Annotated in this window: 21 protein-coding genes and 1 tRNA gene; 4 read left to right on the top strand and 18 right to left on the bottom strand. The window is 64.1% G+C overall.

Translation table 11 applies throughout. From position 1 onward, the window contains the following. Positions 1-50 precede the first annotated feature (50 nt). The 5 genes from ASC93_RS07880 to ASC93_RS07860 form a co-directional block, all read right to left on the bottom strand. Complete coding sequence (locus tag ASC93_RS07880) at positions 51-1,724, bottom strand: PQQ-dependent sugar dehydrogenase (protein ID WP_082547848.1); 1,674 nt, start codon at positions 1,722-1,724, stop codon at positions 51-53. Between the two features lie 40 nt (positions 1,725-1,764). Then, a complete protein-coding gene (locus tag ASC93_RS07875; protein ID WP_056439776.1) occupies positions 1,765-3,453 on the bottom strand; it encodes a M14 family zinc carboxypeptidase in 1,689 nt (562 codons plus the stop codon). A 61-nt stretch (positions 3,454-3,514) separates the two neighbouring features. After that, positions 3,515-5,098 carry an ATP-binding protein gene (locus ASC93_RS07870; protein WP_082547847.1) on the bottom strand — a complete coding sequence of 528 codons (1,584 nt, stop codon included), beginning with the start codon at positions 5,096-5,098 and terminating at the stop codon, positions 3,515-3,517. Next, on the bottom strand, positions 5,095-6,072 hold the full coding sequence (locus ASC93_RS07865) for a hypothetical protein (protein WP_157201801.1): 978 nt from the start codon (positions 6,070-6,072) through the stop codon (positions 5,095-5,097). The genes ASC93_RS07870 and ASC93_RS07865 overlap by 4 nt, the downstream gene beginning before the upstream one ends. A 44-nt stretch (positions 6,073-6,116) precedes the next feature. After that, entirely contained in the window at positions 6,117-6,767 is a 651-nt protein-coding gene (locus tag ASC93_RS07860) for a response regulator transcription factor (protein WP_229412640.1), read from the bottom strand. 261 nt (positions 6,768-7,028) lie between these two features. Between ASC93_RS07860 and ASC93_RS07855 the strand changes: the two genes are divergently transcribed. Both ASC93_RS07855 and ASC93_RS07850 read left to right on the top strand, forming a co-directional pair. After that, complete coding sequence (locus tag ASC93_RS07855) at positions 7,029-7,697, top strand: energy transducer TonB (RefSeq protein WP_162251819.1); 669 nt, start codon at positions 7,029-7,031, stop codon at positions 7,695-7,697. 78 nt (positions 7,698-7,775) lie between these two features. Next, positions 7,776-7,973, top strand: coding sequence for a hypothetical protein (locus ASC93_RS07850; RefSeq protein WP_157201800.1), 198 nt, complete (start codon positions 7,776-7,778; stop codon positions 7,971-7,973). Between the two features lie 21 nt (positions 7,974-7,994). On the opposite strand, the gene ASC93_RS30540 is transcribed toward ASC93_RS07850, so the two are convergent. The 3 genes from ASC93_RS30540 to sodC all read right to left on the bottom strand — a co-directional run bounded on the left by ASC93_RS30540 (position 7,995) and on the right by sodC (position 9,958). Beyond that, entirely contained in the window at positions 7,995-8,135 is a 141-nt protein-coding gene (locus ASC93_RS30540; RefSeq protein WP_157201799.1) for a hypothetical protein, read from the bottom strand. Between the two features lie 131 nt (positions 8,136-8,266). After that, on the bottom strand, positions 8,267-9,271 hold the full coding sequence (locus tag ASC93_RS07845; RefSeq protein WP_056439765.1) for a hypothetical protein: 1,005 nt from the start codon (positions 9,269-9,271) through the stop codon (positions 8,267-8,269). A gap of 156 nt (positions 9,272-9,427) precedes the next feature. Next, a complete protein-coding gene (gene sodC / locus ASC93_RS07840) occupies positions 9,428-9,958 on the bottom strand; it encodes a superoxide dismutase family protein (RefSeq protein WP_056439762.1) in 531 nt (176 codons plus the stop codon). A 174-nt stretch (positions 9,959-10,132) separates the two neighbouring features. Here sodC and ASC93_RS07835 point away from each other — a divergent pair, with 174 nt between their 5' ends. After that, on the top strand, positions 10,133-10,453 hold the full coding sequence (locus tag ASC93_RS07835) for a hypothetical protein (protein ID WP_056439760.1): 321 nt from the start codon (positions 10,133-10,135) through the stop codon (positions 10,451-10,453). Here the strand turns inward: ASC93_RS07835 and ASC93_RS07830 are convergent. Beyond that, positions 10,428-10,988: a cysteine hydrolase family protein gene (locus tag ASC93_RS07830; RefSeq protein WP_056439756.1), complete on the bottom strand. Its 561-nt coding sequence runs from the start codon at positions 10,986-10,988 to the stop codon at positions 10,428-10,430. The genes ASC93_RS07835 and ASC93_RS07830 overlap by 26 nt on opposite strands. Positions 10,989-11,188: 200 nt before the next feature. Here ASC93_RS07830 and yfcF point away from each other — a divergent pair, with 200 nt between their 5' ends. After that, positions 11,189-11,806 (top strand): glutathione transferase, encoded by a 618-nt coding sequence (gene yfcF / locus ASC93_RS07825; RefSeq protein ID WP_056439868.1) that lies wholly within the window; start codon positions 11,189-11,191, stop codon positions 11,804-11,806. 78 nt (positions 11,807-11,884) lie between these two features. On the opposite strand, the gene rpoC is transcribed toward yfcF, so the two are convergent. The 9 genes from rpoC to ASC93_RS07780 all read right to left on the bottom strand — a co-directional run bounded on the left by rpoC (position 11,885) and on the right by ASC93_RS07780 (position 24,309). Beyond that, complete coding sequence (gene rpoC, locus ASC93_RS07820) at positions 11,885-16,135, bottom strand: DNA-directed RNA polymerase subunit beta' (protein WP_056439753.1); 4,251 nt, start codon at positions 16,133-16,135, stop codon at positions 11,885-11,887. Between the two features lie 126 nt (positions 16,136-16,261). Further along, positions 16,262-20,371: a DNA-directed RNA polymerase subunit beta gene (gene rpoB, locus ASC93_RS07815; RefSeq protein WP_056439750.1), complete on the bottom strand. Its 4,110-nt coding sequence runs from the start codon at positions 20,369-20,371 to the stop codon at positions 16,262-16,264. Positions 20,372-20,652: 281 nt separating this feature from the next. Beyond that, entirely contained in the window at positions 20,653-21,027 is a 375-nt protein-coding gene (gene rplL, locus ASC93_RS07810) for a 50S ribosomal protein L7/L12 (RefSeq protein ID WP_056439748.1), read from the bottom strand. A gap of 53 nt (positions 21,028-21,080) precedes the next feature. Beyond that, the gene (gene rplJ / locus ASC93_RS07805) at positions 21,081-21,608 is read right to left on the bottom strand and encodes a 50S ribosomal protein L10 (protein WP_056439741.1); all 528 of its coding nucleotides are present in this window, start codon (positions 21,606-21,608) and stop codon (positions 21,081-21,083) included. Between the two features lie 336 nt (positions 21,609-21,944). Then, positions 21,945-22,640 (bottom strand): 50S ribosomal protein L1, encoded by a 696-nt coding sequence (gene rplA, locus ASC93_RS07800; protein WP_056439740.1) that lies wholly within the window; start codon positions 22,638-22,640, stop codon positions 21,945-21,947. Next, a complete protein-coding gene (rplK, locus tag ASC93_RS07795; RefSeq protein ID WP_056439735.1) occupies positions 22,641-23,072 on the bottom strand; it encodes a 50S ribosomal protein L11 in 432 nt (143 codons plus the stop codon). A gap of 111 nt (positions 23,073-23,183) precedes the next feature. After that, complete coding sequence (gene nusG, locus ASC93_RS07790) at positions 23,184-23,807, bottom strand: transcription termination/antitermination protein NusG (protein WP_056439730.1); 624 nt, start codon at positions 23,805-23,807, stop codon at positions 23,184-23,186. Continuing rightward, a complete protein-coding gene (gene secE / locus ASC93_RS07785; RefSeq protein ID WP_056439728.1) occupies positions 23,807-24,196 on the bottom strand; it encodes a preprotein translocase subunit SecE in 390 nt (129 codons plus the stop codon). Before secE ends, nusG begins: the two co-directional genes overlap by 1 nt. Before the next feature lie 37 nt (positions 24,197-24,233). Next, positions 24,234-24,309 (bottom strand) — tRNA-Trp (locus tag ASC93_RS07780). Between the last annotated feature and the right edge of the window lie 170 nt (positions 24,310-24,479).

Raw genomic sequence — 24,479 nt, 5'->3', positions numbered from 1 at the left:
GTTTGCGTGACGCGGCGGTTTGGCGGGCACGGGGTGCCCGCCCTACGGCATCATTTGTCGGGTACGATCCGCCACAGCACGCCGCCGCCGTCATCGACGACCAGCAACGCCCCATCCGCCGCCACCGTCACCGCGGCCGGACGTCCCCACACGTCACGGTCGGACAGCACCATGCCGGTCATGAAATCCTGGTACTGGCCGGTCGGCGCGCCGTTCTTCATCATCACGCGCACGACCTTGTAGCCGGTGCGGATGCCGCGATTCCACGAACCGTGCAGCGCGAGGAAGATGTCGCCGTCGTACTCTTTCGGGAACGCGTGCCTGCTGCCTTGCGGGGCGTGGTACACCGTCATGCCCAGCGGCGCGGAGTGCGCCTGGATCAGCGTGTCGGGCACCGTGACCTTGTCCTTCAGGTCCGGCCGGATGCCCTTCAGGCGCGGGTCTTCGTGCGCGCCCAGGTAGTACCACGGCCAGCCGTAGAAGCCGCCGCGCTTGACGCGCGTGACGTAGTCGGGCGGCAGGTTGTCGCCCAGTTCGTCGCGCTCGTTGACGCTGCAATACAGGTCGCCCGTGTCCGGATGCACGAACATGCCGACGCAGTTGCGCAGGCCGTTGGCGTAGTTGCGGCGATGCTTGCCGTCGGGGTCGAACGCGAGCACGGTGGCGCGGTCGGTCTCTTCGCCCCACGCCGCACCCATGCCGTGTTCCGACTCCCATTGCGCCAGCGGCTGCGGCGGCTTGTTGCCGATGCCCTGCGCGACGTTGGTGGCCGAGCCGACGGACACGAACAAGGTTTTTCCGTCCTGCGAAAACGCCAGCGTGCGCGTGATGTGGTTGCCCATGCCGTCGACCAGCTTGTCGACGATCGTCTCGGCATTCCCTTTCGCTTTCAGGTCGCCCGTCGCGTACGTAAAACGCACCACGGAATTCGCATTTGCCACGTACAGGTATTTGGGATTCGCGGCCGGCCACAACGCCAGGCCGTAGGGGCGCGACAGGCCCGTCGCGAACACGCTGCTTGACGCCACCGTGTCGCCGCCGCTGCCCAGGCGCAGGATGCGGACTTCGCCCTTGCCCGAGTCGGCCAGGATGATGTCGCCGTTCGGCGCGCGCAGCGCGTAGCGCGCCTTGCCGGATTCCGCCAGCACGCTCACCTTGAAACCTTTCGGCACGGCCGGCAGCACGCCGTCCGGACGCTTCGCGAGCTTGGGACCATTCCCCGCGCTCTCGCTGGCGAACGGCGCGACCAGCTGGTCGACCGTGATGTGGTGCACGTCGCCCGGCTTGTCGTCGGTCCAGGCGCCGGCGCGTTCTCCGCTCGCCGCCTTCGCCGCTGCCGGCGCGGCGGTCTTGCCGCTCTGCGCCGCGAGATAGTCGATCACGGCGGCGCGCTGCTTCGCATCGGCCACCGCGACCGGCATCGCGGTGCCCGGCACGTCCTTGCCCGGGTCGCGCAGGAAGATGTCGAGTTCCGCGCGCGTCCACGTCTTGCCGGCGGCGCCGGCCCTGGTCAGCGCGTCGGTATAGTTATAGCCCGGCGCCGACGCGGCCTTGCGGCCGACGACGTTGAACAGCGGCGGGCCCGCGCGCGAGCCCATGCCGGCGTCGGCCGTGTGGCAGCTGGCGCAGTTCTGCTCGAAATAGGTCTGGCCGGCGGATGGCGCGGCCGTTGCCATCGATGCGGCACCCAGCAGTGCCAGCGCGGCGGCAATCTTGTTGTTCATGTTTCCCCCTCCCGTGGGTCGTTCAGTCGATACAGTCGATTCAGTCGATCATGAAAACCGGATAGCGGCGCCACTCCGGCTCGCGCCAGCGCGCGCAGTTGGCGAAGATGAAGTCGAGCACCGCGCCCTGGTCGTGCAGCAGGTCGGGGTGCGCGGCCTTCCACGCGTCGAACTTCGCCGCGAGTTCGGGCTCGGCGGCCAGCATGCGCTCGGCCTCGTCCTCGAACACGTAATCCGAATACGCTTCCTTCTTTTCCAGCACGCTGTTGAAGAAACCCCAGCGGAAGAAGCTGTCGTGGGCCTGCGGTTCCAGCGTCTCGACGGCATAGCGGGCCTGGTCCTGCGCCAGCGGGACAATGTAGTCGCCGGCGCGGATGACGACCGTCTCGCGCACGCGCTCCAGCTGCACCTCGTCGTGGAACATGTGCCCCTCGTACGCGTGCGCCCGCGACGCTACCTCCGCGATGCGGTATGCGGACACCTCCTGCGTGCGCTCGGTGTCGACGCGTTCGAGCTTGACGCCGTTCCAGCGCAGGCGCTCGATCGCTTCGCGCCACTGCTGCGGCACGACGTAGGCCTTGGGCGCCGGGACGACGACGTCGGCCGGGAAGCGGTTGTAGTGCGCGATGTCGCGCTCGAACGGTTCGTTGCGGTCGTAGTACAGGCGCTGGTAGTCGCCCAGCACGCTCGCCTTGTACTTGGCCGCATAGCCCTTGAAGCGGAAGGTGGACGGATGCGCTTCGTCCATCGCCCAGTGCACGGGCCATTCGCGGCGCGTGCGGCCGGCCGCGCGCGCGGCACGGCGCAGCGCGACGATCCTGTCGCCGTTGGCGGTCGTGAAGTCCAGCGCCGTCTCGACGAGCGCGCGCATCGAGTGATAGCGGTCGGCGAACGGTTTCAGCATGTGCGTCTCGGGCATGAAGCCGATCGTGTCGTGCAGCGCCGCATAGCCCGTCGAGAAGCGCGCCGTCTCGAGGAAATCGGCGATGCCCTCGTCGGGGCTCGTCTTGACCGGGTTCACGTACGGGCACATCGGCCAGCCGCGCTTGTCCATGTCCGCATACAGGGCGGGCAGCATGGTGTCGCGCAGGAAGGCGCCGAGATCTCCGCCCAATTTGTCGGCCTGGGTCGGGATCAGGGTCATCGTGTAGCTGTAGTCGGCGCCGTTGGACGTGTGCGTGTCGACCATCACGTCCGGGTCCCATTCCGTGAACAGTTTATTGAATGTCTGCGCCGTCAGCGTGTCGCACTTGACGAAGTCGCGGTTCAGGTCGAGGTGGCGGCTGTTGCCGCGAAAGCCGAACGCTTCCGGGCCGTCCTGGTTCACCCGCGACGTGTTGGCGCGGTTGAAGGCGCCGTCCACGTTGTACAGCGGGACGAACAGGAACACGGTGCGGCCCAGCGCGGCCAGGCGGTCCGGCTGCTGGCACAAGTCGCGCACGAGCGCCATGCACGCATCGACGCCTTCCGGTTCGCCCGGATGGATGCCGTTGTTGTTGAAGAAGACGGGACGTTGCGCCGCCTTGATCTGCGCGCGGTCGAACACGCCGTCGGCCGAGATGACGCCGGCGTGGATCGGCACGCCCGCGTCGGAAGTCCCGACCACGGAAAAGCGCAGCACCTGGGGGTATTGGTGTGCAAGGTCATCGTACCAGGCGATGCAATCGGACCAGGTCGTGGTCTGATTCTGGTTGCCCTTCTCGAAAGGCGTCTGCAATGCGTTGAGCATGGTGGTTGTTTTGCTGGCGAGTGGAAGACTGAGGTCGCTACTGTACCCCAGAAGACTGCTTTCAGGCAGTCGTCACGTCGTTCAGCGGCAGGGTGATGGCGACGAGGGTGCCCTCGCCGGGGCGCGACTGCATGTGGATGCTGCCGCCGAGGGCGAACACGCGCTCGCGCATGCCGATGATGCCGATGCCTTCCGACGCCACGGCCGGATCGAAGCCTTCGCCGTCGTCCTGCACTTCGATGTGCAGCGCCCCGTCCTCGTCCGACAGCGTGAGGCTGACGCGCGCGAAGCCGGCTTCCGAATGCTTCATGATGTTCGACAGCGCTTCCTGCACGATGCGGTAGGCGGAAATCGCCAGCTCGTTGCCGATCCTGGAGAAGTCGCCCTGCGATTCGAATTCGAAGTGCACGCCGGAGCTGCTGCGGTAGTGGCTGACCATCTCCTCGACGGCGCCGTGCAGGCCGAGCATGTCCAGCACTTCCGGACGCAGGCGGCGCACCAGGCGGCGGCCATTGGCGTACAGGTCCAGCGCCAGCTTGGTGATGGCTTGCGCCTTGGCGCGCACCTGGTCGATCTCCTCGCTCGGCGTGGCCTTGGCCGCGAGCTGCTGGATCGTCTGCGATTCCAGGCGCACCGCGATCAGCGATGCGTTCAGTTCATCGTGGATCTCGACCGCGATGGATTTCCGCTCGTCCTCGATGATGCTGTTGACCTTCTGGATCAGCTTGCGCTTGTCGGCGTCGGCGCGCAGCGCCTCGTTGCGCGACGCGAGCAGGTCGCGCGTGCGCTCGGCCACCTTGTTTTCCAGGTCCTGCTTCGATTGGTCCAGCGCCACCGACATGTCGCCGATCGACGCCTGCAGCTCGCCCACCTCGCCGCCCGTCGTGACGGGCAGCTGCACGCGGTAGTTGCCGCCGCGGATGCGCCGCAGCACGGAGATCGCCTCGCGCAGCGGCACCGTCAGGCTGCGCGCCAGGATGTACGCGAGCGCGCCGCTCGCGGCCAGCGCCAGCGCGGCCATCGCCAGCTCGACGCGGAAGCGGTGCAGCTGCTTGGCCAGCATGTTCGTGGGCGACATCGTCACGCGCACGAGGCCCACGATTTCCGTGGTGAGCGTCGGCGGGCGCGTGTCGCTGGAGGCGGAGACGTGCGGCGTGCCGTTGTCCGAGAACAGGTTGATCCACACGACCTGCTTGCGGATCGGCGCCTCGAACGAGCGGCCCTCGGCCTCGATCGGGTGCTCGGACACGACCGACACCTGGTTCTGGCCGTTCATGTCGACGACTTCGATGCGGTACACGCTGCTGTCCGACTGCACGAGGCCATTGATGGTCAGGCTCAGGTCCGACAGGTTGCCGGAGATGACGTTGTATTCGCTCGTCTCCGCCAGCGCGCGCGCGAGGATGCGGCCGCGTTCCGCCAGTTCCTCGTCGACCTGGGCCCGGTGCGCGTACCACGAATACCAGACGAAGGACGTGAACAGCAGGGTCACGGGCAACATGGTGATGAACGCCATGCGCAGGCCGATGCTCCAGCCGCGCCAGAACTGCAGGGCGCCGGGCCGCAGCTTCGCGGGCCGCAGTTTCGCCGACCGCAGGGCGGCCGCGCGCAGCGACGCGTCGCGCAGGGCGGTCGGCCGCTTCATGGCTGGTGCGCCGGCATGGGCCGGGCGAAGTTGCGCACGTTGTCCGGCACCTCGACGTCGAGCGAGTGCGCGACGCCCTCGTTGACGATGGTGTGGAAGTAGCGCGGGAACTGGGGCGGCGGCAGCTCGCCGCCGGCCACGTAGCCGGCCACGATCTCGGCCAGCTGCGCATTGATGTCCTCGACCTCGGAATACGTCGTCGCCAGCGCGCCGGCCTTCACCATGTCGGCCGAGAAGCCGATCACGCCCTGCTTGTGGCGGTAGGTCGAGAGCAGGATGTTGCGGAAGTTTTCCGTGTTGTAGACGGCGCTGTCGGGCAGCGCCAGCAGCACCTCGGTCTGGGCGATCTGGGTCAGCAGGCGGTTGATGTCCTCGTCCGGGTCCGGCTCCAGCACGTTCACGTGTTCGCTTTCCAGCAGCGGCTTGAGGAAGGCGGTGTCCGGACCGAGGATGGCGGCCACGCGCACGGGACGCCGGTACAGCAGCGCCACGAGGCGCAGCTGGTCGGCCGGCGCCGGTTCGGCATACACGGCCGTGAACGACGCGGCGCGCGCCGCCGGCAAGGTGCCGACGATGGAGCGCACGACCTGGCTCGACGTGAACGTGGAGATGACGACGCAGTCGCAGCGGCGCTGCGCGACCTCGCGCAACGCGGCCGGGCCGACGGTCACGTACAGCATGCGCCGGTGCTGGGCCAGCTCGGTGCGGAACACGGCGAACACGGGCACGAGGCGGCGCACCATGTCGTCCACGATGCGGCGCGTGATGGCGCTGTCGTCGGTGGTGACGATCTGGTAGCGGTAGCCCTGGATGGGTTCCGGCCTGATCTCGTGGGTGGTGGTGGCGTGCGCGGTGGCGGTCAGCGCCAGGGCGGCCAGAAACAGGCCGCGCCGGATGCGCGCGCGGCAACCGGATCCCCGCCTGCGCGGGGACGACGCTCGATACCCGTCGCTCCCGCGCAGGCGGGAGCCCAAGGTTGCAAACCGGATCACGGACGACAGCACGGCGACGAAACGGTTCAGGGCTCGATCAAGCCGTGCTTGACCGCGAGCTTGGTGATGTACGCCTGCCGGTGCACCCCCAGCTTTTCCTTCACGGACTGGCTGATGTTGCTGATGGTCTTGGTCGACAGGTTGAGGCGCTCGGCGATCTCCATATTGGTGAGACCTTCGGCCATCAGCTTGAAGATCTCCAGGCTGCGCTCGTCCAGCTGCGATTGCGGAGAAACGTCGCCGCGCACGGCCAGGCTGGCCAGGCGCTCCGCGATCTGCGGCAGGAAGTACAGCTTGCCCGCATGCGCGTGGCGCACGGCGTCGGCCAGGTCGGCCGGGTCGCAATCCTTGGTGACGAAGGCGTGCGCGCCCAGGCGGTAGGTTTCCTTGATCAGGCTGTCCTGGTCGAACTGGCTGAGGAACACGATCTTCGCCTTGGGGTCGTTCCTGAGGATGTTCTGCGCCGCGTCCATCCCCGTCAGCTCGGTGCCGAAGCGGATGTCGAGCACCGCGACGTCCGGCCGGAATTCCGCATACATCGCGGCCGCTTCGCTCGGGCTCTTGGCCTGGCCTACCACTTCCATTCCCTGCGCCGACAGCGACAGCGCGAACCCGGTCATCACGATCGGGTGGTCGTCCGCCAGCATCACGCGGATCGGCTTTTGCTCTTTCTGCACGTTTGATTCTCCAGGCTACTTCTGCTTTCAAGCGAAAGCACAAAGACGATTATTCCACACAACAGCAATGGGCGCGAGGCGGGTTGCGACCATTTTCCTGCAGGCCCGGATGGGGGTGGCGCACAAGTGGAATTACAAACTGCTACGAAATCGCTTTACGTATTGCTATGACATAGCATATATTGGTTCTGTTCGTTGGATTTTCCGCTTCGCTCCGATTTACGTCCGGCAATGCCGGCAACAACAAGAAGGAGGATGGCCATGCAATTCACGAGTCTCTCGAGCGGCAACCGCCCCGACGGCAAAGCCGCGAAAATCGCCCTCGTCGCCGGCCTGCACGTGGTCCTCGGCACGCTTTTCATCCACAGCCTGAATACGAAGAAGATTTCGCTGTCCAGCCTGCCGGAACAGGTGCTCGTCATGATCGAGCCGGACCGGCCGCCACCGCCGCCGCCGCCCGAGCCGCCGAAGCCGGCGCAGCAACTGGCGCCGCCGGATATCGTGGTGCCGAAGGTCGAGGTGGACGTCGCCCCGCCGCCGGTGCCGGACCCTGTCCAGGCGACCACGGCGTCGGATCCGTCGCCATTCCCGGCCATGCCGTCCGACCCCGTGCCGGAAGCGCCGGCCACGCCCAGCGCCAACCCCGGCCAGATGCGCACGGCCGTCTTCGCGGACGCCAACGGCTGCGCCCTCCCCGACTATCCGGCCGCCGCCGCGCGCCGGGGCGACACGGGCACCACGACGCTGGCCCTGCTGGTGGGCCCCGACGGCCGCGTGAGTTCGGCGCGCATCGACCGGTCGAGCGGCTCGCGCGACCTGGACCGGGCCGCCATCAATGCGCTCAGCCAATGCAAGTTCAAACCCGCCACGAACAACGGCGTGGCGGAAGCCGGATGGGCGAAGCTCGCCTTCGTCTGGAAGCTCGACTAGTTGTTGTCCCCTCCTTGGCCCGCTCCCTCCGGCGGGCTTTTTTTTGTATAAAACCATAAGAACGACGGGAGACGCACGATGCGTCACGCACCATCATTGGCCGTCTGCGCGGCCTGCGGCCTGGCGCTGCTGCTCGCCTGGCTCGCGCTGCAGCCGTATGCGGCGCCCGTGCCGACCGGCCCCTTCCTGCCGGGCTACGGCACCGGTCGCGCGCTGGCGCACGTGGGGGCGCTCGCGCAGGCGCCGCGCCCGGCCGACGTGCTGCGCTTTCGCTGATGCCGGTGCGCCGACGGTGCGTCACCCGCCGCGCCGCCATCCCTTCCCGACCGAATAGCCCAGCAACGACAACCCCACGACGATCAACGCCAGGCTGGCCGGTCCTGGCACCCGCGATGGGTCCATCAGCGCATAGGCGGCCAGGACGCTGGACAAGTTCATGATCGTTTCCCGTTCGTTCGTATCGTAAAAGAAGCAGGCAAGGGCCCCGGCCTGTGCCGGGCTCCTGCTTCGAGCCTGGAAACATGATACGAAGGCGACACGCGCCGGCCCAGCCCCACCCGGGGGGTGACTCACATGCGCGCGGCGGCGGGGCGCAACTGCTCCAGCAGGCCGGCCTCGGACGAGCAGCCGAATTTTTCGTAGACGGCCTTGACGCAGTCGCGCAGCACGGCGTCGCTGACTTCCATGTTGGCGCGCGCCGATTCGCGGCCGCCGCCGACGCCCATCCAGAACGCCACCTCGGCCTGCTGCGGCGACAGCTCGACGGCGCCGAGCGCGCGCCAGATGCGCAGCGGCAGCGGCACGACAAACTTCATGAAGATGCCGACCGTGCGGATATAGGCCGGGTCGTCGGCATGGAGGGCCGCCGCGCCGCCGGCGCTCATCCACTGGGCGCGCGCTTCCAGCACGCCGCCGGCCATGGCGAGCGTCCCGAGCGGCAGCAGCCACGGATAACGGTCGCCGTGCGCCACGGATTCCACGAGGCGCAGGCAGAACGGCGGCAAGGTGCGGCGATTGAACACCTGGCGCTCCTGCGCGGCCAGCTGGTCGAGCAGCGCGCCGGCCGAATCGCTCAGGTACAGGATCTGGCCGTCGACGGTGGCCAGCAGCATGGCCTCGTCCTCGACGACGCCGGCGCTGCCGGTCGCCAGTTCGGGCGCGTTGCGCAGCACGTGGTCGAAATACGCCGCCACGCGCTGCAGGTCTTCCTCGTCGTGGCGGTCGAACGGCGGCTCCTCGTGGCGCCACAGCGTGATGTCTCCTGCCTGGCGGCCGTCGTGCGCGAGCGGCACCTGCAGCGTATGCAGCGCGGGCGTGCCCGGCGCGGTGAAGCCGGCGTAGTCGCGGAACGCATAGCCGCTGGGCGGCGGCAGCACCGGCACATAGGCCGCGTCGCTCCCGGCCAGCGGCGACGTTGCGGCCGGCGCGACGCGCAGCGCCAGCTCGGCGCAGCCGTTCGGAATGAGCTCGCGCACGAGGGCAAATGCATCCTGGACGATCGTCATGAGGTCCAGTCCCGCGTAGCACAGGATGCGCAGGCGGGCCCATTGACGGCTGTTCTTTTTGCGGGCCACGGGTCGGCTGTCGGCTGAGTGAAAGGACGGTAACGTAAAGCGCGGCCAATACTGATCGTTATGACAATGGATGTCAACCTGCTGCGCCAGCTTGCGCCGGGACGGCGGCCGGACGATCGCCCGGGATTGTCCGGCCCGGGCTCGCGAGTCGTCCGCTTACTGGATGACGCCGCAGGCGATGCGCTCGCCCCCGCCGCCCAGCGGTTTCGGTTGATCCGAGAAATTATCGCCGCCGGCGTGAATCATCAGGGCCTTGCCCTTCACCTCGGACAGCCTGGTCAGGCGCGGCGCCGTCACCGCCGTGCGTGCCCCGCCGTTGTCCGACACCACGAGCGCCGGCAAATCGCCCAGGTGGCCGTCGCCGGACGGGCCGGCATGGTGCTTGGACGCCGTCGGATCGAAGTGCCCGCCGGCCGCGCCGGCCGCGACCTTTTTCCCATCCTTTTCGTTGGCGCCGCAACTGGCGATTTCGTGCACGTGGAAGCCGTGCGCGCCCGGCGGCAGGCTCGTCAGATTGGGCGTGAACACGAGGCCGTTCGAGGATTCGGTAACCGTCACGCTGCCGATCATCTTGCCGGTGCCGTCGGCGCTTACCAGGGTCATCGGGGCGTGCAACTGGTCGGCGGCGTGGGCGCCGGCGGCTGCGGTGAGCGCACATGCGAGTGCGATGAGCGATTTCAAAGTCATGCCGTCTCCTTTCAGGGTTCTTTCAGGTTGGGAATGTGTCGCGGGGATAGTGTATTCGATAAAAATTGATCAAGGTGAACGGGATCGGAAGCTTGAGGTGACGCAACGAAGATCGGGGGCTCTGCGGGAACAATGGCGGGTCCGTGGCTGCTGCCACGACGGTGAGGAGACAACATGCTTGAGCCCGCACAACCGGACCAGCCGGACGAACAGCAGTACATCCAGGAAGTTCACAACAACCTCATCGAGGCGCATCCCGAGCTTGCCGCCGACGGCGGCCTGCTGGACCGGCTCGAGCGCGCGTATGCCCATGCCGTGGTATTGGGGTTCACGGACAGCGAGGCGATCATGCAATTCCTCCGCTACGAAACATCGGCCCCGAATTTTTATCGCCAACCGGCGATCGACGCCTGGCTCAGGACGCCGGGTCAATCTGTCGAGCAGCGGTTCGCGGACGTGATGGCGCGGGTCAAGTCGCGGTTGCGGCGGGACTGACGGCCAGGACGTCATCGGTCGCGCGCACCTCGGCATACTCGCCGTGCAGGTTCGCCAGCGCCATCAGGTGGACATCCTCGGCGCTGCGCAGCGTGCCGCCGAAGTCCGCCTTATCGAAAGTAAAGCAGGCATCCGCGACGACGGTCGTCGAGAACCCCAGATTGCCGGCCGTGCGCGCCGTCGCCTCGACGGAATTGTTCGTGCTCACACCCGCGATGACGACGTGGCGGATGCCGCGCGCATGCAGCCACCGTTCGAGCCCGGTATTGATGAAGGCATCCGGGACGTTCTTTTCGACGACGTGTTCGTGCGCCAGCGGCATAAAGCGTTCCTGGAATTCGGCGCCGCTCTGGCCGGGCGCAAAGACCGACGTCGGCGCGCGGCTGATGTGGCGCACGAGCACGACGGGATGATCCCGCTCCCGCCACGCGGCCAGCAGACTGGCGATGTTGTCTTCCGCCTGCGGGTTGTTCCGGGGCGGCAGGGTCGGGCTGAGCATGCCTTTTTGCATGTCGATGATGAGCAGGGCGATCATGGCGTTCTCGCGTAATCGGTGGCTGGCACCGCTTCGCCGAAATGCGCCAGAATAACATCGATGAAGCTGCGCAGCCTGGACGGGCGGTAGCGGTCCGGCAGTTCGTAATCGGCAAGCACCTGGACGTGGCGTGCATGAAAAACGCTCTAGTGTTATCGTTGTCGGTCCAACAACACTACCCGCGGTGCCCAAGGACCTTCATGCTTCTCTACGTCGACGCCCAATACGCCAGTCCCTACGCGATGTCCGTTTTTGTCGGACTCAAGGAAAAAAATATCTCTTTCGATATGCAAACGCTCGATCTGGGAGCGGGCGCAAACCACATGCCCGATTACGCCGTCACGTCGCTGACGCAGCGCGTACCCACTCTGATCGAGGGCGACTTTTCGTTGTCCGAGTCCTCGGCGATCACCGAATATCTCGATGAGATACATGCGGGTGTTGCGCTGTATCCCGCCGCTCCCAAAGCGAAAGCACGAGCCCGACAAATCCAGGCGTGGCTCAGAAGCGATCTGCTGCCGATACGGCAGGAACGTTCGACGGAAGTCCTCTTTTATCGCCCGTCCGATGCGCCTCTTTCCATCGCCGCCGGGCAAGCCGCGCAAAAGCTGTTCGACGCTGCGGACAGGCTGCTGGCACCGGGCCGAGAACACTTGTTTGACACTTGGTGTATCGCGGACGTGGATCTCGCATTGATGTTGAACCGTCTTGTCCTGAATGGCGATGCCGTACCGGTGCGGCTCGCTGACTATGCGAAAAGGCAATGGGAACGAGCGTCGGTTCAGGCATGGGTGAACCTGGCGCGTCCTCCGCTCTGATCGAACGGCATCTCAAAAAAAAAACGGCACCCCTCGAGGTGCCGTTTTCATCAGCTGTTTACGCTACGACTGAAGCAATTACTCGCCGTCGCCGTGATGCTGCTCGACCGAAGCCGCAGCCTGCTGCTGGTCTTCCATCGCCTGCAGTTCGGCAGCCATGTTGGCCTTCTCCTGCTGCAGCAGCGCTGCGCGCTCTTCGGCTTCCCACGCTTCTTTCTCCTTGCGGGCGCGGTGGAAGGCGAGACCCGTACCGCCCGGGATCAGGCGGCCGACGATGACGTTTTCCTTCAGGCCGCGCAGACCGTCGCGCTTGCCCATGATCGCCGCTTCGGTCAGCACGCGGGTGGTTTCCTGGAACGATGCGGCCGAGATGAACGAGTCGGTCGACAGCGATGCCTTCGTGATACCCAGCAGCACGTTCTCGTAGGTCGCCGGCAGCTTGCCTGCGGCCGTGACGCGGTCGTTCTCTTCCAGCAGTTCCGAACGCTCCACCTGCTCGCCGACGATGTAGTCGGTGTCGCCGGCTTCGACGATCTGCACGCGGCGCAGCATCTGGCGAACGATCACCTCGATGTGCTTGTCGTTGATCTTCACGCCCTGCAAACGGTACACGTCCTGCACTTCGTCGACGATGTAGCGGGCCAGCGCTTCGATACCCAGCAGGCGCAGGATGTCCTGCGGATCGGCCGGGCCGTCCACGATCATCTCGCCCTTGTTCACCACCTGGCCGTCGTGCACCAGCACTTGCTTGTCCTTGGTGATCAGGAACTCGTGCTTGTTGCCGTCCATGTCGGTGATTTCCAGGCGCTGCTTGCCCTTGGTCTCTTTACCGAATGCGACCGTACCGGTGACTTCCGCCAGCATGCCCGCATCTTTCGGCGAACGGGCTTCGAACAGCTCGGCAACGCGCGGCAGACCACCGGTAATGTCACGGGTCTTCTGCGATTCGGTCGGGATACGTGCGAGCACTTCACCCACCGATGCCTGCTGGCCGTCCTTCACCATGATCAGCGCGCCGACCTGGAAACCGATCGTCACGGCATGTTCCGTGCCGGCGATCTTGACTTCCTGGCCTTGTTCGTTCAGCAGCTTGACCTGCGGACGCAGGACCTTGCTGGCCGAACCGCGGCGTTTCGGGTCGATCGCCACCAGGGTCGACAGGCCGGTCACGTCGTCGACCTGGCGAGCGACGGTGACGCCCTCTTCCACGTTCTCGAACTTGATCGTGCCGCCGTATTCCGTGATGATCGGACGGGTCAGCGGGTCCCACGTCGCCAGCGGCAGGCCGGCTTTCACCACCATGCCGTCCTGGACAGCCAGGGTCGCGCCGTACGGCACCTTGTGACGCTCGCGCTCGCGGCCGTGGTCGTCCGTGATCAGCACTTCGCCCGAACGCGAAATGACGATCTGGGCGCCCTTGCCGTTGGTCACGTAACGCATGGTCGCCGTGAAGCGGACCGTACCGTTCGACTTGGCTTCGACCGACGATGCCACCGCCGCACGCGATGCCGCACCACCGATGTGGAACGTACGCATGGTCAGCTGGGTACCCGGCTCACCGATCGACTGCGCAGCCACGACGCCGACGGCTTCGCCGGAGTTGACCAGCATGCCGCGGCCCAGGTCGCGGCCGTAGCACTTCGCGCACAGGCCGTAACGGGTGTCGCAGTTCAGCGGCGTGCGGACCTTCACCTCGTCGATGCCCAGACGCTCGATCTCTTCGACCATGTCTTCGTCCAGCAGCGTGCCGGCTTCGTACAGGGTTTCCTGCGTTTCCGGATTGACGATGTCGTTACCGGCCACGCGGCCCAGGATACGGTCGCGCAGGGCTTCGATCACTTCACCGCCTTCGACCATCGCCTTCATCAGCGTGCCGTTGGAGGTGCCGCAATCGTCTTCCGTCACGACCAGGTCCTGCGTCACGTCGACCAGGCGACGGGTCAGGTAACCCGAGTTCGCGGTCTTCAGCGCGGTGTCGGCCAGACCTTTACGGGCGCCGTGCGTCGAGATGAAGTACTGCAGAACGTTCAGGCCTTCGCGGAAGTTCGCGGTAATCGGCGTTTCGATGATCGAGCCGTCCGGCTTCGCCATCAGGCCGCGCATACCGGCCAGCTGGCGGATCTGGGCTGCGGAACCGCGGGCGCCCGAGTCGGCCATCATGTAGATGGCGTTGAACGACTCTTGCGTGCCCTGCGTGCCGTCGCGCTTCGTGACCGGCTCGACTTTGAGCTGGTCCATCATCGCCTTGCCGACTTCGTCCGAGGTCTTGCCCCAGATGTCGACGACCTTGTTGTAACGCTCGCCGGCCGTGACCAGACCCGACGAGTATTGCTGTTCGATCTGCTTCACTTCCGCTTCGGCGGTCGCGATCATGCCCTTCTTGACGTCCGGGATCAGCATGTCGTCGACGGCGATCGAGATACCGGCGCGCGTCGCCAGGCGGAAGCCCGACTGCATCAGCTTGTCGGCAAACACGACGGTCGCACGCAGGCCGCACTTGCGGAACGACGTGTTGATCAGCTTGCTGATCTCTTTCTTCTTCAGCGCGCGGTTCAGCACCGAGAACGGCAGGCCTTTCGGCAGGATCTCGGACAGGATCGCACGGCCGACCGTGGTCTCGTAGCGGGTCAGCGTCTGGTCGAAACCGCCTTCGGCGTTACGCGGGAATTCCACGATACGCACGGTGATGCGGGTCGCCAGTTCGACTTCCTTGTTGTCGTACGCGCGGATGACTTCCGACACGTCCGGGAACATCATGCCTTCGCCCTTGGCGTTGATCGCCTCGCGCGACGCGTAGTACAGGCCCAGCACGATATCCTGGGACGGCACGATCGACGGTTCGCCGTTCGACGGGAACAGGATGTTGTTCGAAGCCAGCATCAAGGTGCGGGCTTCCATCTGCGCTTCGATCGACAGCGGAACGTGGACTGCCATCTGGTCGCCGTCGAAGTCGGCGTTGAACGCCGCGCAGACCAGCGGGTGCAGCTGGATCGCCTTGCCTTCGATCAGGACCGGCTCGAACGCCTGGATACCGAGACGGTGCAGCGTCGGCGCACGGTTCAGCATGACCGGGTGTTCCTTGATGACTTCTTCCAGGATGTCCCAGACGACCGGTTCCTGCTGCTCGACGAGCTTCTTCGCGGCCTTGATGGTGGTCGCGAGACCCATCAGTTCCAGCTTGTTGAAGATGAACGGCTTGAACAGTTCCAGGGCCATCAGCTTCGGCAGGCCGCACTGGTGCAGTTTCAGCTGCGGACCCACCACGATGACCGAACGGCCCGAGTAGTCGACGCGCTTGCCCAGCAGGTTCTGACGGAAGCGGCCGCCCTTGCCCTTGATCATTTCAGCCAGCGACTTCAGCGGACGCTTGTTGGCGCCGGTCATCGCCTTGCCGCGACGGCCGTTGTCCAGCAGCGAGTCGACCGCTTCCTGCAGCATGCGCTTTTCGTTGCGCGTGATGATCTCCGGCGCGCGCAGTTCCATCAGGCGCTTCAGGCGATTGTTACGGTTGATGACGCGGCGGTACAGGTCGTTCAGGTCGGACGTCGCGAAACGGCCGCCGTCCAGCGGGACGAGCGGACGCAGCTCCGGCGGCAGGACCGGGAGCACTTCCATGATCATCCAGTCCGGCTTGATGCCCGAACGCTGGAACGCCTCGAGCACTTTCAGGCGCTTGGCGTATTTCTTGATCTTCGCTTCCGACTTCGATTCCTTCAGCTCGACGCGCAGGGCTTCGGCTTCGCGGTCGATGTCGATCGAGCGCAGCAGTTCACGGATGCCTTCGGCGCCCATGAATGCGGTGAAGTCGTCGCCGTACTCTTCGTACTTGGCGGCGTAGTCGTCTTCCGACATGATCTGGCACTTCTTCAGCGGCGTCATGCCCGGATCGGTCACGACGTACGCTTCGAAGTACAGCACGCGTTCGATGTCGCGCAGGGTCATGTCCAGGACCATGCCCAGACGCGACGGCAGCGACTTCAGGAACCAGATGTGCGCGGTCGGCGAGGCCAGCTCGATGTGGCCCATGCGCTCACGGCGCACCTTGGCCAGGGTGACTTCGACGCCGCACTTCTCGCAGATGACGCCGCGGTGCTTCAGGCGCTTGTACTTGCCGCACAGGCATTCGTAGTCCTTGATCGGACCAAATATCTTGGCGCAAAACAGGCCGTCGCGTTCCGGCTTGAACGTACGGTAGTTGATGGTCTCCGGCTTCTTGACTTCGCCGAACGACCACGAACGGATTTTCTCGGGCGACGCCAGGCCGATCTTGATGGCGTCGAAGCTCTCGTTTTGCTGAACTTGCTTGAATAGATCGAGCAGTGCTTTCATTTATCACTCCGGGTGATTGAATTCTTTACTTCACTTCCGTCATCCCCGCGAAGGCGGGGATCCAGGTTCGTAGCTGAGCCGCAAACCTGGGCCCCCGCCTGCGCGGGGGCGACGGGGTACTGGCAATTAGTTGCGCTCGAGATCGATGTCGATACCCAGCGAACGGATCTCTTTCACCAGCACGTTGAACGATTCCGGCATACCCGCGTCGATCACGTGGTCGCCCTTGACCAGGTTCTCGTACACCTTGGTACGGCCGTTCACGTCGTCCGACTTGACGGTCAGCATTTCCTGCAGCACGTACGATGCGCCGTACGCTTCCAGTGCCCACACCTCCATCTCACCGAAGCGCTGGCCGCCGAACTGGGCTTTACCACCCAGCGGCTGCTGCGTCACCAGCGAGTACGGACCGGTCGAGCGCGCGTGCATCTTGTCGTCGACCAGGTGGTGCAGCTTCAGCATGTGCATGAAGCCCACGGTCACCTTGCGTTCGAACGCTTCGCCGGTGCGGCCGTCGAACATCGTGACCTGGTTCTTCGACGGGGTCATGCCCAGGTGCTTCGCGATCGGGTCGGGGAAGGCCAGGTCCAGCATGCGGCGGATTTCTTCTTCGTGCGCACCGTCGAACACCGGGGTCGCGAACGGCACGCCGTTCTTGAGGTTGTTCGCCAGTTCGACGATTTCCTCGTCGCTGAAGTTGTCCAGGTCTTCCTTCTTGCCCGTTTCGTTGTAGATCTTGCCCAGGAAGGCGCGCAGTTGCTCCGTCTCCGCCTTGGCCTTGATCATTTCGCCCAGGCGCAGGCCCAGACCCTTCGCTGCCCAACCCAGGTGGGTTTCCAGGATCTGGCCGACGTTCATACGCGACGGCACGCCCAGCGGGTTCAGCACGACGTCGGCCGGGGTACCGTCGGCCATGAACGGCATGTCTTCCACCGGCACGATACGCGAGACCACACCCTTGTTACCGTGGCGGCCTGCCATCTTGTCGCCCGACTGCAGGCGGCGCTTGACGGCCAGGTAGACCTTGACCATCTTCTGCACGCCCGGCTGCAGCTCGTCGCCCTGCGTCAGCTTCTTGCGCTTCTCTTCGAAGGCCAGGTCGAACTGGTGGCGCTTCTCGTTGATCGACTCCTTCATCGCCTCCAGTGCGTTGGCGGTTTCGTCGTCGGCCGGGCGGATGTCGAACCAGTGGAACTTGTCCAGGTCGTCCAGGTAGGCCTTGTCGATCACGGCACCCTTGGCCAGCTTCTTCGGACCGCCGTTGACGGTCTTGCCGACCAGCAGACGCTCCAGACGCTGGAACGCGTCGCCTTCGACGATACGCAGCTGGTCGTTCAGGTCCAGGCGGAAGCGCTTCAGCTCGTCGTCGATGATCTGCTGGGCGCGCTTGTCGCGCACGATGCCTTCACGGGTGAACACTTGCACGTCGATCACCGTACCGACCATGCCCGACGGCACGCGCAGCGAGGTGTCCTTCACGTCCGACGCTTTTTCGCCGAAGATCGCGCGCAGCAGCTTCTCTTCCGGGGTCAGCTGGGTTTCGCCCTTCGGCGTCACTTTACCGACCAGCACGTCACCGGCCTGCACTTCGGCGCCGATGTAGACGATGCCCGACTCGTCCAGGCGAGCCAGCTGGTTTTCCGCCAGGTTCGAGATGTCGCGGGTGATTTCTTCCGGTCCCAGCTTGGTGTCGCGCGCGACGACCGACAGTTCCTCGATGTGGATCGAGGTGTAGCGGTCATCCTTGACGACGTTTTCCGAGATGAGGATCGAGTCCTCGAAGTTCAGGCCGTTCCACGGCATGAACGCCACCAGCATGTTCTGGCCCAGTGCCAGCTCGCCCAGGTCGGTCGAGGCGCCGTCGGCGATGACGTCGCCGCGTGCCACGCGATCGCCCACTTTCACGATCGGACGCTGGTTGATGTTGGTGTTCTGGTTCGAACGGGTGTACTTGATCAGGTTGTAGATGTCGACACCGACTTCGCCAGCCTGCGCTTCGTCGTCGTTCACGCGGATCACCACGCGGCCGGCATCGACGTAATCGACGGTACCGCCACGGGTCGCCTGCACGGTCGTGCCCGAGTCGACCGCCACGGTGCGCTCGATGCCGGTACCGACGAAGGCTTTTTCCGGGCGCAGGCAAGGCACGGCCTGGCGCTGCATGTTGGCGCCCATCAGTGCACGGTTCGCGTCATCGTGCTCGAGGAACGGAATCAGCGACGCTGCGACCGACACGATCTGGCCCGGGGCCACGTCCATGTACTGGATGCGTTCCGGCGAGACCAGGATCGTTTCGCCGGCTTCACGTGCCGACACCAGCTCGTCGACCAGCGTGCCGGTCGCGTCGATCGCGGCGTTCGCCTGGGCGATGATGTAGCGGCCTTCCTCGATCGCCGACAGGTATTCGATCTTGTCGGTGACCTTGGAGCCGTCGACCTTGCGGTACGGGGTTTCCAGGAAGCCGTATTCGTTCAGGCGGGCAAACAGTGCCAGCGAGTTGATCAGGCCGATGTTCGGGCCTTCTGGCGTTTCGATCGGGCAGACGCGGCCGTAGTGGGTCGGGTGCACGTCGCGGACTTCGAAGCCGGCGCGCTCGCGGGTCAGGCCGCCCGGGCCCAGTGCGGAGACACGGCGTTTGTGCGTGATTTCCGACAGCGGGTTGGTCTGGTCCATGAACTGCGACAGCTGCGACGAACCGAAGAATTCGCGGATCGCGGCCGAGATCGGCTTGCTGTTGATCAGGTCGTGCGGCATCAGGTTGTCCGCTTCGGCCTGGCCGAGGCGTTCCTTGACGGCGCGCTCCACGCGCACGAGGCCGGCGCGGAACTGGTTTTCGGCCAGCTCGCCCACGCAACGCACGCGGCGGTTACCCAGGTGATCGATGTCGTCGACTTCGCCGCGGCCATTGCGCAGCTCGACCAGGATCTTGATCACGGCCAGGATGTCTTCGTTCGACAGGGTCATGTCGCCGACCAGCTCGTCGCGGCCGATGCGGCGGTTGAACTTCATGCGGCCCACGGCCGACAGGTCGTAGCGTTCCGGGCTGTAGAACAGGCCGTGGAACAGCGCTTCCACCGACTCCTCGGTCGGCGGTTCGCCAGGACGCATCATGCGGTAGATCGCGACACGTGCCGCGGTCTGGTCGGCGGTGTCGTCGGTGCGCAGGGTCTGCGAGATGTACGCGCCCTGGTCCAGGTCGTTGGTGTACAGCGTCTGGATCGCGTCGATGTTGGCATCGCGCAGCTTGCCCAGCAGCTCGTCGGTCAGCTCGTCGTTGGCGTTGGCGATGATCTCGCCGGTGTCGCCGTCGACGACGTTCTTCGCCAGCACGCGGCCGATCAGGTAGTCTTCCGGCACCGAGATGTGGGTGATGCCGGCGGTCTCGACGTCGCGCACGTTCTTGGCGTTGATGCGCTTATCCTTCGTCACGAGCGTCTTGCCCGACTTCGGATCGACGATGTCGAAGCGCGCGACTTCGCCGCGCAGGCGTTCGGCCACGAATTCCAGCTCCGCGCCTTCCGAGCGCAGGTTGAAGTTGTCGAACACGAAGAAGTTGGCGAGGATCTGCTCCGGCGTCATGCCGATGGCTTTCAGCAGGATCGTCACCGGCATCTTGCGGCGGCGGTCGACGCGGAAGAACAGGATGTCCTTCGGGTCGAACTCGAAGTCCAGCCACGAGCCGCGGTAAGGAATGATACGTGCCGAGAACAGCAGCTTGCCCGACGAGTGCGTCTTGCCGCGGTCGTGCTCGAAGAACACGCCCGGCGAACGGTGCAGCTGCGAGACGATCACGCGTTCGGTGCCGTTGATCACGAACGAGCCGTTGGCGGTCATGAGCGGCAGTTCGCCCATGTACACTTCCTGTTCCTTCATTTCCTTCACGACCGGCTTGGTCGGCGATTCCTTGTCCAGGATCACCAGACGCACCTTGGCGCGCAGCGGCGACGCGAAGGTCAGGCCGCGTTGTTGGCATTCCTTGACGTCGAAAGCGGGGTCACCCAGTACGTAAGAGAGGAATTCGAGACGCGCAAAACCGTTGTGCGACACGATCGGGAAGATGGAGGTGAAAGCCGATTGCAGACCTTCGTTCTTGCGTGCGGAGGGCCCAGCGTCCGCCTGCAGGAAATTCTCGTAAGACTCCAGCTGCGTAGCGAGGAGGTAGGGAACGTTGTGAACGTTGGCGCGCTTCGCGAACGACTTGCGAATGCGTTTCTTCTCAGTAAATGAGTAGTGCATGGACACTCCGTGAGTGACAGAAAGGATGAGAATTCAGGAATTGCCAGTGGTTAAGCAACCACATGCAAGGCCTCAAATCTCGCCGCATTCCGCCGGGTGATTAGGAACCGGTGCTGCTGTGTTACGATAATGCTGTGCTGCGGTGCTTCTAAAACAGGGGTGCCGCGTAGTTGTCGTAGGGACGACAAAAGAGCCAAAGCCGCATACCCCACCTTCCGGCGGGGATCTGCGCGCTTTGACTCCGGCGCCGGGCGCTGTTTCCAGCGCCCTTTGCATATGTATTACTTGAGCTCGGCCTTGGCGCCAGCTTCTTCCAGCTTCTTCTTGGCGGCTTCAGCGTCAGCTTTCGGCAGGGCTTCCTTGACGGTCTTCGGTGCACCGTCAACGACGTCCTTGGCTTCTTTCAGGCCCAGGCCGGTGATTTCGCGGACGGCCTTGATGACGCCGACCTTGTTCGCGCCGACTTCGGTCAGCACGACGTTGAATTCGGTCTGCTCTTCAACAGCTGCTGCAGCGGCGCCGCCGCCAGCTGCCGGTGCCGACATTGCAGCTGCCGACACGCCGAACTTCTCTTCGAAAGCCTTGACCAGGTCGTTCAGTTCCATGACCGACATTGCGCCAACTGCGTCCAGGAACTCTTCTTTGCTAATTGCCATTTGAAACTCCAAATATATGTTGTGTAGTTAGTACTTGACCAAAAAGGCAGGGCTTATTCAGCCGCTGCGGTTTCCGCTGCCGGAGCTGCGGAACCTTCGCCTTTTTGTGCTGCCACGGCAGCCAGAACGCGTGCAAAGCCGGAGACCGGAGCCTGCATGACACCCAGCAGCTGGGCGATGAGGACTTCACGGCTCGGGATGCTTGCCAGTGCCGAAACACCAGCGACATCCAGATTCTTACCAGCGTAGTTACCGCCCTTCACGACCAGCTTGTCATTGGTCTTGGAGAAGTCGGCCAGCACTTTGGCTGCTGCGACGGCGTCATCCGAGATCGAGTAGATCAGCGGACCAACCATCGAATCAGCCAGCGGTGCAAACTGGGTGCCTTCCACAGCGCGACGTGCCAGCGTGTTCTTCAGAACACGCAGGTACACGCCCTGCGAACGAGCGGCTGCACGGAGTTTCGTCAAGTGACTAACCTGGATGCCACGGTACTCGGCGACGACGATGGTTTGCGCAGTTGCTACTTTTGCGGAAACTTCTTCGACGACGGCCTTTTTGTCATTCAGATTAAGACCCACGGTCAATCTCCTTAAATGATGTGGAGGAAATCCCCCGCATCGGTTCGAACACGGCGTCCGAAGTTAAGAAGCGAGACTAACGAATACAACTACGTAGCATCGACTACAAAACTTGCTCGGGTTCGCCATCTGCGTTGGGTGATCTATTAACCTCCAGCTCAACCTCTGCCTTTGGCCCAACGGTCTTTGATTGCCTGGCAGCTTGACGCCGCCAGCCCAAAGATCTGCCCCACGATAAAACCATGAGGTCTAAACTTGGATCCCCGCCTTCGCGGGGAGTCGCTCTCGGCAGTGCCGAGAAGGACGAGAACGAGTTCTCGTCGCTTTATTTTTTACTTAAGCAGCCAGGGTGCCGTGATCGACACGGACGCCGGCGCCCATGGTCGACGAGATGGCGACCTTGCGCAGGTAGATACCCTTCGACGAAGCCGGCTTGGCCTTGTTCAGGGCATCGATCAGCGCGACCAGGTTGGTCTTGAGCTGTTCGTCGCTGAACGACTTGCGGCCGATCGTGGCGTGGATGATACCTGCCTTGTCGGTACGGTACTGGACCTGACCGGCCTTGGCGTTCTTGACGGCGCCAGCCACGTCCGGGGTCACGGTGCCGACCTTCGGGTTCGGCATCAGGCCGCGCGGGCCCAGGATCTGGCCCAGGGTACCGACGATACGCATGGTGTCCGGCGAAGCGATCACGATGTCGAACGGCATGTCGCCGGCCTTGACGCGTTCTGCCAGGTCTTCCATGCCGACGATGTCGGCGCCGGCGGCTTTAGCCTGCTCGGCCTTGTCGCCCTGTGCGAAGACGGCGACGCGGACGGTCTTGCCCGTACCGGCCGGCAGGACGACGGAACCGCGAACGACCTGGTCCGACTTCTTCGGATCCACGCCCAGCTGCACGGCGACGTCGATCGACTCGTTGAACTTGGCGGTTGCGAATTCCTTGACGATTGCGACGGCGTTGTCGAAAGCGTAGGCCTTGTTACGGTCTACTTTGGCTTTCATTTCTTTGACGCGCTTGGACAGCTTAGCCATTTAGATACCCTCCACCGTGATGCCCATCGAACGTGCCGAGCCGGCGATGATGCGCACAGCGGCATCCATGTCGGCAGCGGTCAGGTCCGGCTGTTTGGTTTTTGCGATTTCTTCAGCCTGGGCACGGGTCAGCGTGCCGACCTTGTCGGTATGCGGCTTCGGCGAACCCTTGGTCACGCCAGCGAATTTCTTGATCAGGTACGTTGCCGGCGGGGTCTTCATCTCGAAAGTGAAGGACTTGTCCGCGAAGGCGGTGATCACGACCGGAATCGGCATGCCCGGTTCCATGCCTTGCGTCTTGGCATTGAAGGCCTTGCAGAATTCCATGATGTTCAGACCGCGCTGGCCGAGGGCCGGGCCGATCGGAGGGGAGGGATTTGCTTTACCAGCCGGCACTTGCAGCTTGATAAAACCGACGATTTTCTTTGCCATGATTGGCTCCTTTGTCGATTATGAGTGGTAGCGCTCCACCGATACCACTTATCCGGCGGAGCTCCTCTTATCGGATTCCGCCTTGCTGCTGCGACGCTCCGATTCGGCGTTTTAGACTTTCTCTACCTGCCCGAACTCCAGTTCCACCGGAGTCGCGCGGCCGAAGATGGTGACAGACACCCGCACCTTCGATTTTTCGTAGTTGACTTCCTCGACGCTGCCGTTGAAGTCGGTGAACGGGCCTTCCTTGATGCGCACCTGCTCGCCCACTTCGTACAGCACCTTGGGCCGCGGCTTCTCGACACCCTCCTGGACCTGCTGCATGATCTTGTCGATCTCGCGCGCCGGAATCGGGGTCGGCTTGTTGCTCTTGCCGCCGATGAAGCCGGTGACTTTCGGCGTGTTCTTCACGAGGTGCCAGGTCTCGTCGGTCATTTCCATCTCGACCAGCACATAACCCGGGAAGAAGCGACGCTCGGACACCGATTTGCTGCCGTTCTTGACTTCGACCACTTCTTCGGTCGGAACCAGGATGCGGCCGAACTGCTCCTGCATGCCGCCGCGCTCGATGCGATCGGTCAGGCCGCGCATCACGCTCTTTTCCATGCCCGAGTAGACATGCACGACGTACCAGCGCTTGTTGCTGACCGGGACACTCAGCGGCGCAGCAGCGTCTTGTGCCGGAACGCCGGCCGCCGGGACTTCACCCGGCACGTTTTCAGCGTTTTCGCTCATTACTGTTTCCACCCAAGGATCACGTCGTACATCAGGAACTCAAGAATCTTATCCGTGCCCCACAGGAAAATTGCCATCACCAGCACGAACCCGAACACCACGGCGGTGATCTGGGTCGCTTCCTTGCGGGTAGGCCATACAACCTTCTTCGTTTCACGTACGGATTCCTTCGCGAAGCTCAGGAAGTCGCGACCGGTGGCGGAAGTCCACAACAGCAGGACGGCAATAGCCAAACCAGCCACGAGTGCGCCTGCGCACATCAGGGCTGGTTTGTTCTGGCCTTTCAGAATGAAAAAGCCGACCACGCCTGCAATCGTAGCAACCACTGCCAGCGCGACCTTGAACTTGTCGTTCGCGGTGCCGACGGTTTGCACGGATTGATTAGACATACTTAATTTACTTTCGGGTGCCTGGCACCGAATTCGGTGGCAGGGGCGGAGGGCATCGAACCCCCAACCTTCGGTTTTGGAGACCGACGCTCTGCCAATTGAGCTACGCCCCTACAAAAACTTCTAGTTGAATCGAGCATTATACGCGAGGTGGATACTTCGCGCAACACTCTATTGTTGGGCGGAACAGAAACGTTCCGCCCGGAGGTACTACCTTACTGCGATCAGGCCAGGATCTTGGCAACCACGCCGGCGCCGACGGTACGGCCGCCTTCGCGGATTG

Source organism: Massilia sp. Root335 (genome assembly GCF_001425685.1).
Taxonomy (GTDB): Bacteria; Pseudomonadota; Gammaproteobacteria; order Burkholderiales; family Burkholderiaceae_D; genus Telluria; species Telluria luteola.
This window is presented reverse-complemented; position numbering and strand designations above follow the sequence as displayed.

Excerpts from the sequence above, each read along its gene's own strand:
- ASC93_RS07870 (WP_082547847.1), bottom strand. The coding sequence starts at position 5,098 with ATGAAGCGGCCGACCGCCCTGCGCGACGCGTCGCTGCGCGCGGCCGCC.
- ASC93_RS07880 (WP_082547848.1), bottom strand. The coding sequence starts at position 1,724 with ATGAACAACAAGATTGCCGCCGCGCTGGCACTGCTGGGTGCCGCATCG.
- rplA (WP_056439740.1), bottom strand. The coding sequence starts at position 22,640 with ATGGCTAAGCTGTCCAAGCGCGTCAAAGAAATGAAAGCCAAAGTAGAC.
- ASC93_RS07850 (WP_157201800.1), top strand. The coding sequence starts at position 7,776 with ATGCGTCACGCACCATCATTGGCCGTCTGCGCGGCCTGCGGCCTGGCG.
- secE (WP_056439728.1), bottom strand. The coding sequence starts at position 24,196 with ATGTCTAATCAATCCGTGCAAACCGTCGGCACCGCGAACGACAAGTTC.
- sodC (WP_056439762.1), bottom strand. The coding sequence starts at position 9,958 with ATGACTTTGAAATCGCTCATCGCACTCGCATGTGCGCTCACCGCAGCC.
- rplK (WP_056439735.1), bottom strand. The coding sequence starts at position 23,072 with ATGGCAAAGAAAATCGTCGGTTTTATCAAGCTGCAAGTGCCGGCTGGT.
- ASC93_RS07875 (WP_056439776.1), bottom strand. The coding sequence starts at position 3,453 with ATGCTCAACGCATTGCAGACGCCTTTCGAGAAGGGCAACCAGAATCAG.
- ASC93_RS07830 (WP_056439756.1), bottom strand. The coding sequence starts at position 10,988 with ATGATCGCCCTGCTCATCATCGACATGCAAAAAGGCATGCTCAGCCCG.
- rpoB (WP_056439750.1), bottom strand. The coding sequence starts at position 20,371 with ATGCACTACTCATTTACTGAGAAGAAACGCATTCGCAAGTCGTTCGCG.
- rplL (WP_056439748.1), bottom strand. The coding sequence starts at position 21,027 with ATGGCAATTAGCAAAGAAGAGTTCCTGGACGCAGTTGGCGCAATGTCG.
- rpoC (WP_056439753.1), bottom strand. The coding sequence starts at position 16,135 with ATGAAAGCACTGCTCGATCTATTCAAGCAAGTTCAGCAAAACGAGAGC.
- yfcF (WP_056439868.1), top strand. The coding sequence starts at position 11,189 with ATGCTTCTCTACGTCGACGCCCAATACGCCAGTCCCTACGCGATGTCC.
- ASC93_RS07855 (WP_162251819.1), top strand. The coding sequence starts at position 7,029 with ATGCAATTCACGAGTCTCTCGAGCGGCAACCGCCCCGACGGCAAAGCC.
- ASC93_RS30540 (WP_157201799.1), bottom strand. The coding sequence starts at position 8,135 with ATGAACTTGTCCAGCGTCCTGGCCGCCTATGCGCTGATGGACCCATCG.
- nusG (WP_056439730.1), bottom strand. The coding sequence starts at position 23,807 with ATGAGCGAAAACGCTGAAAACGTGCCGGGTGAAGTCCCGGCGGCCGGC.
- ASC93_RS07835 (WP_056439760.1), top strand. The coding sequence starts at position 10,133 with ATGCTTGAGCCCGCACAACCGGACCAGCCGGACGAACAGCAGTACATC.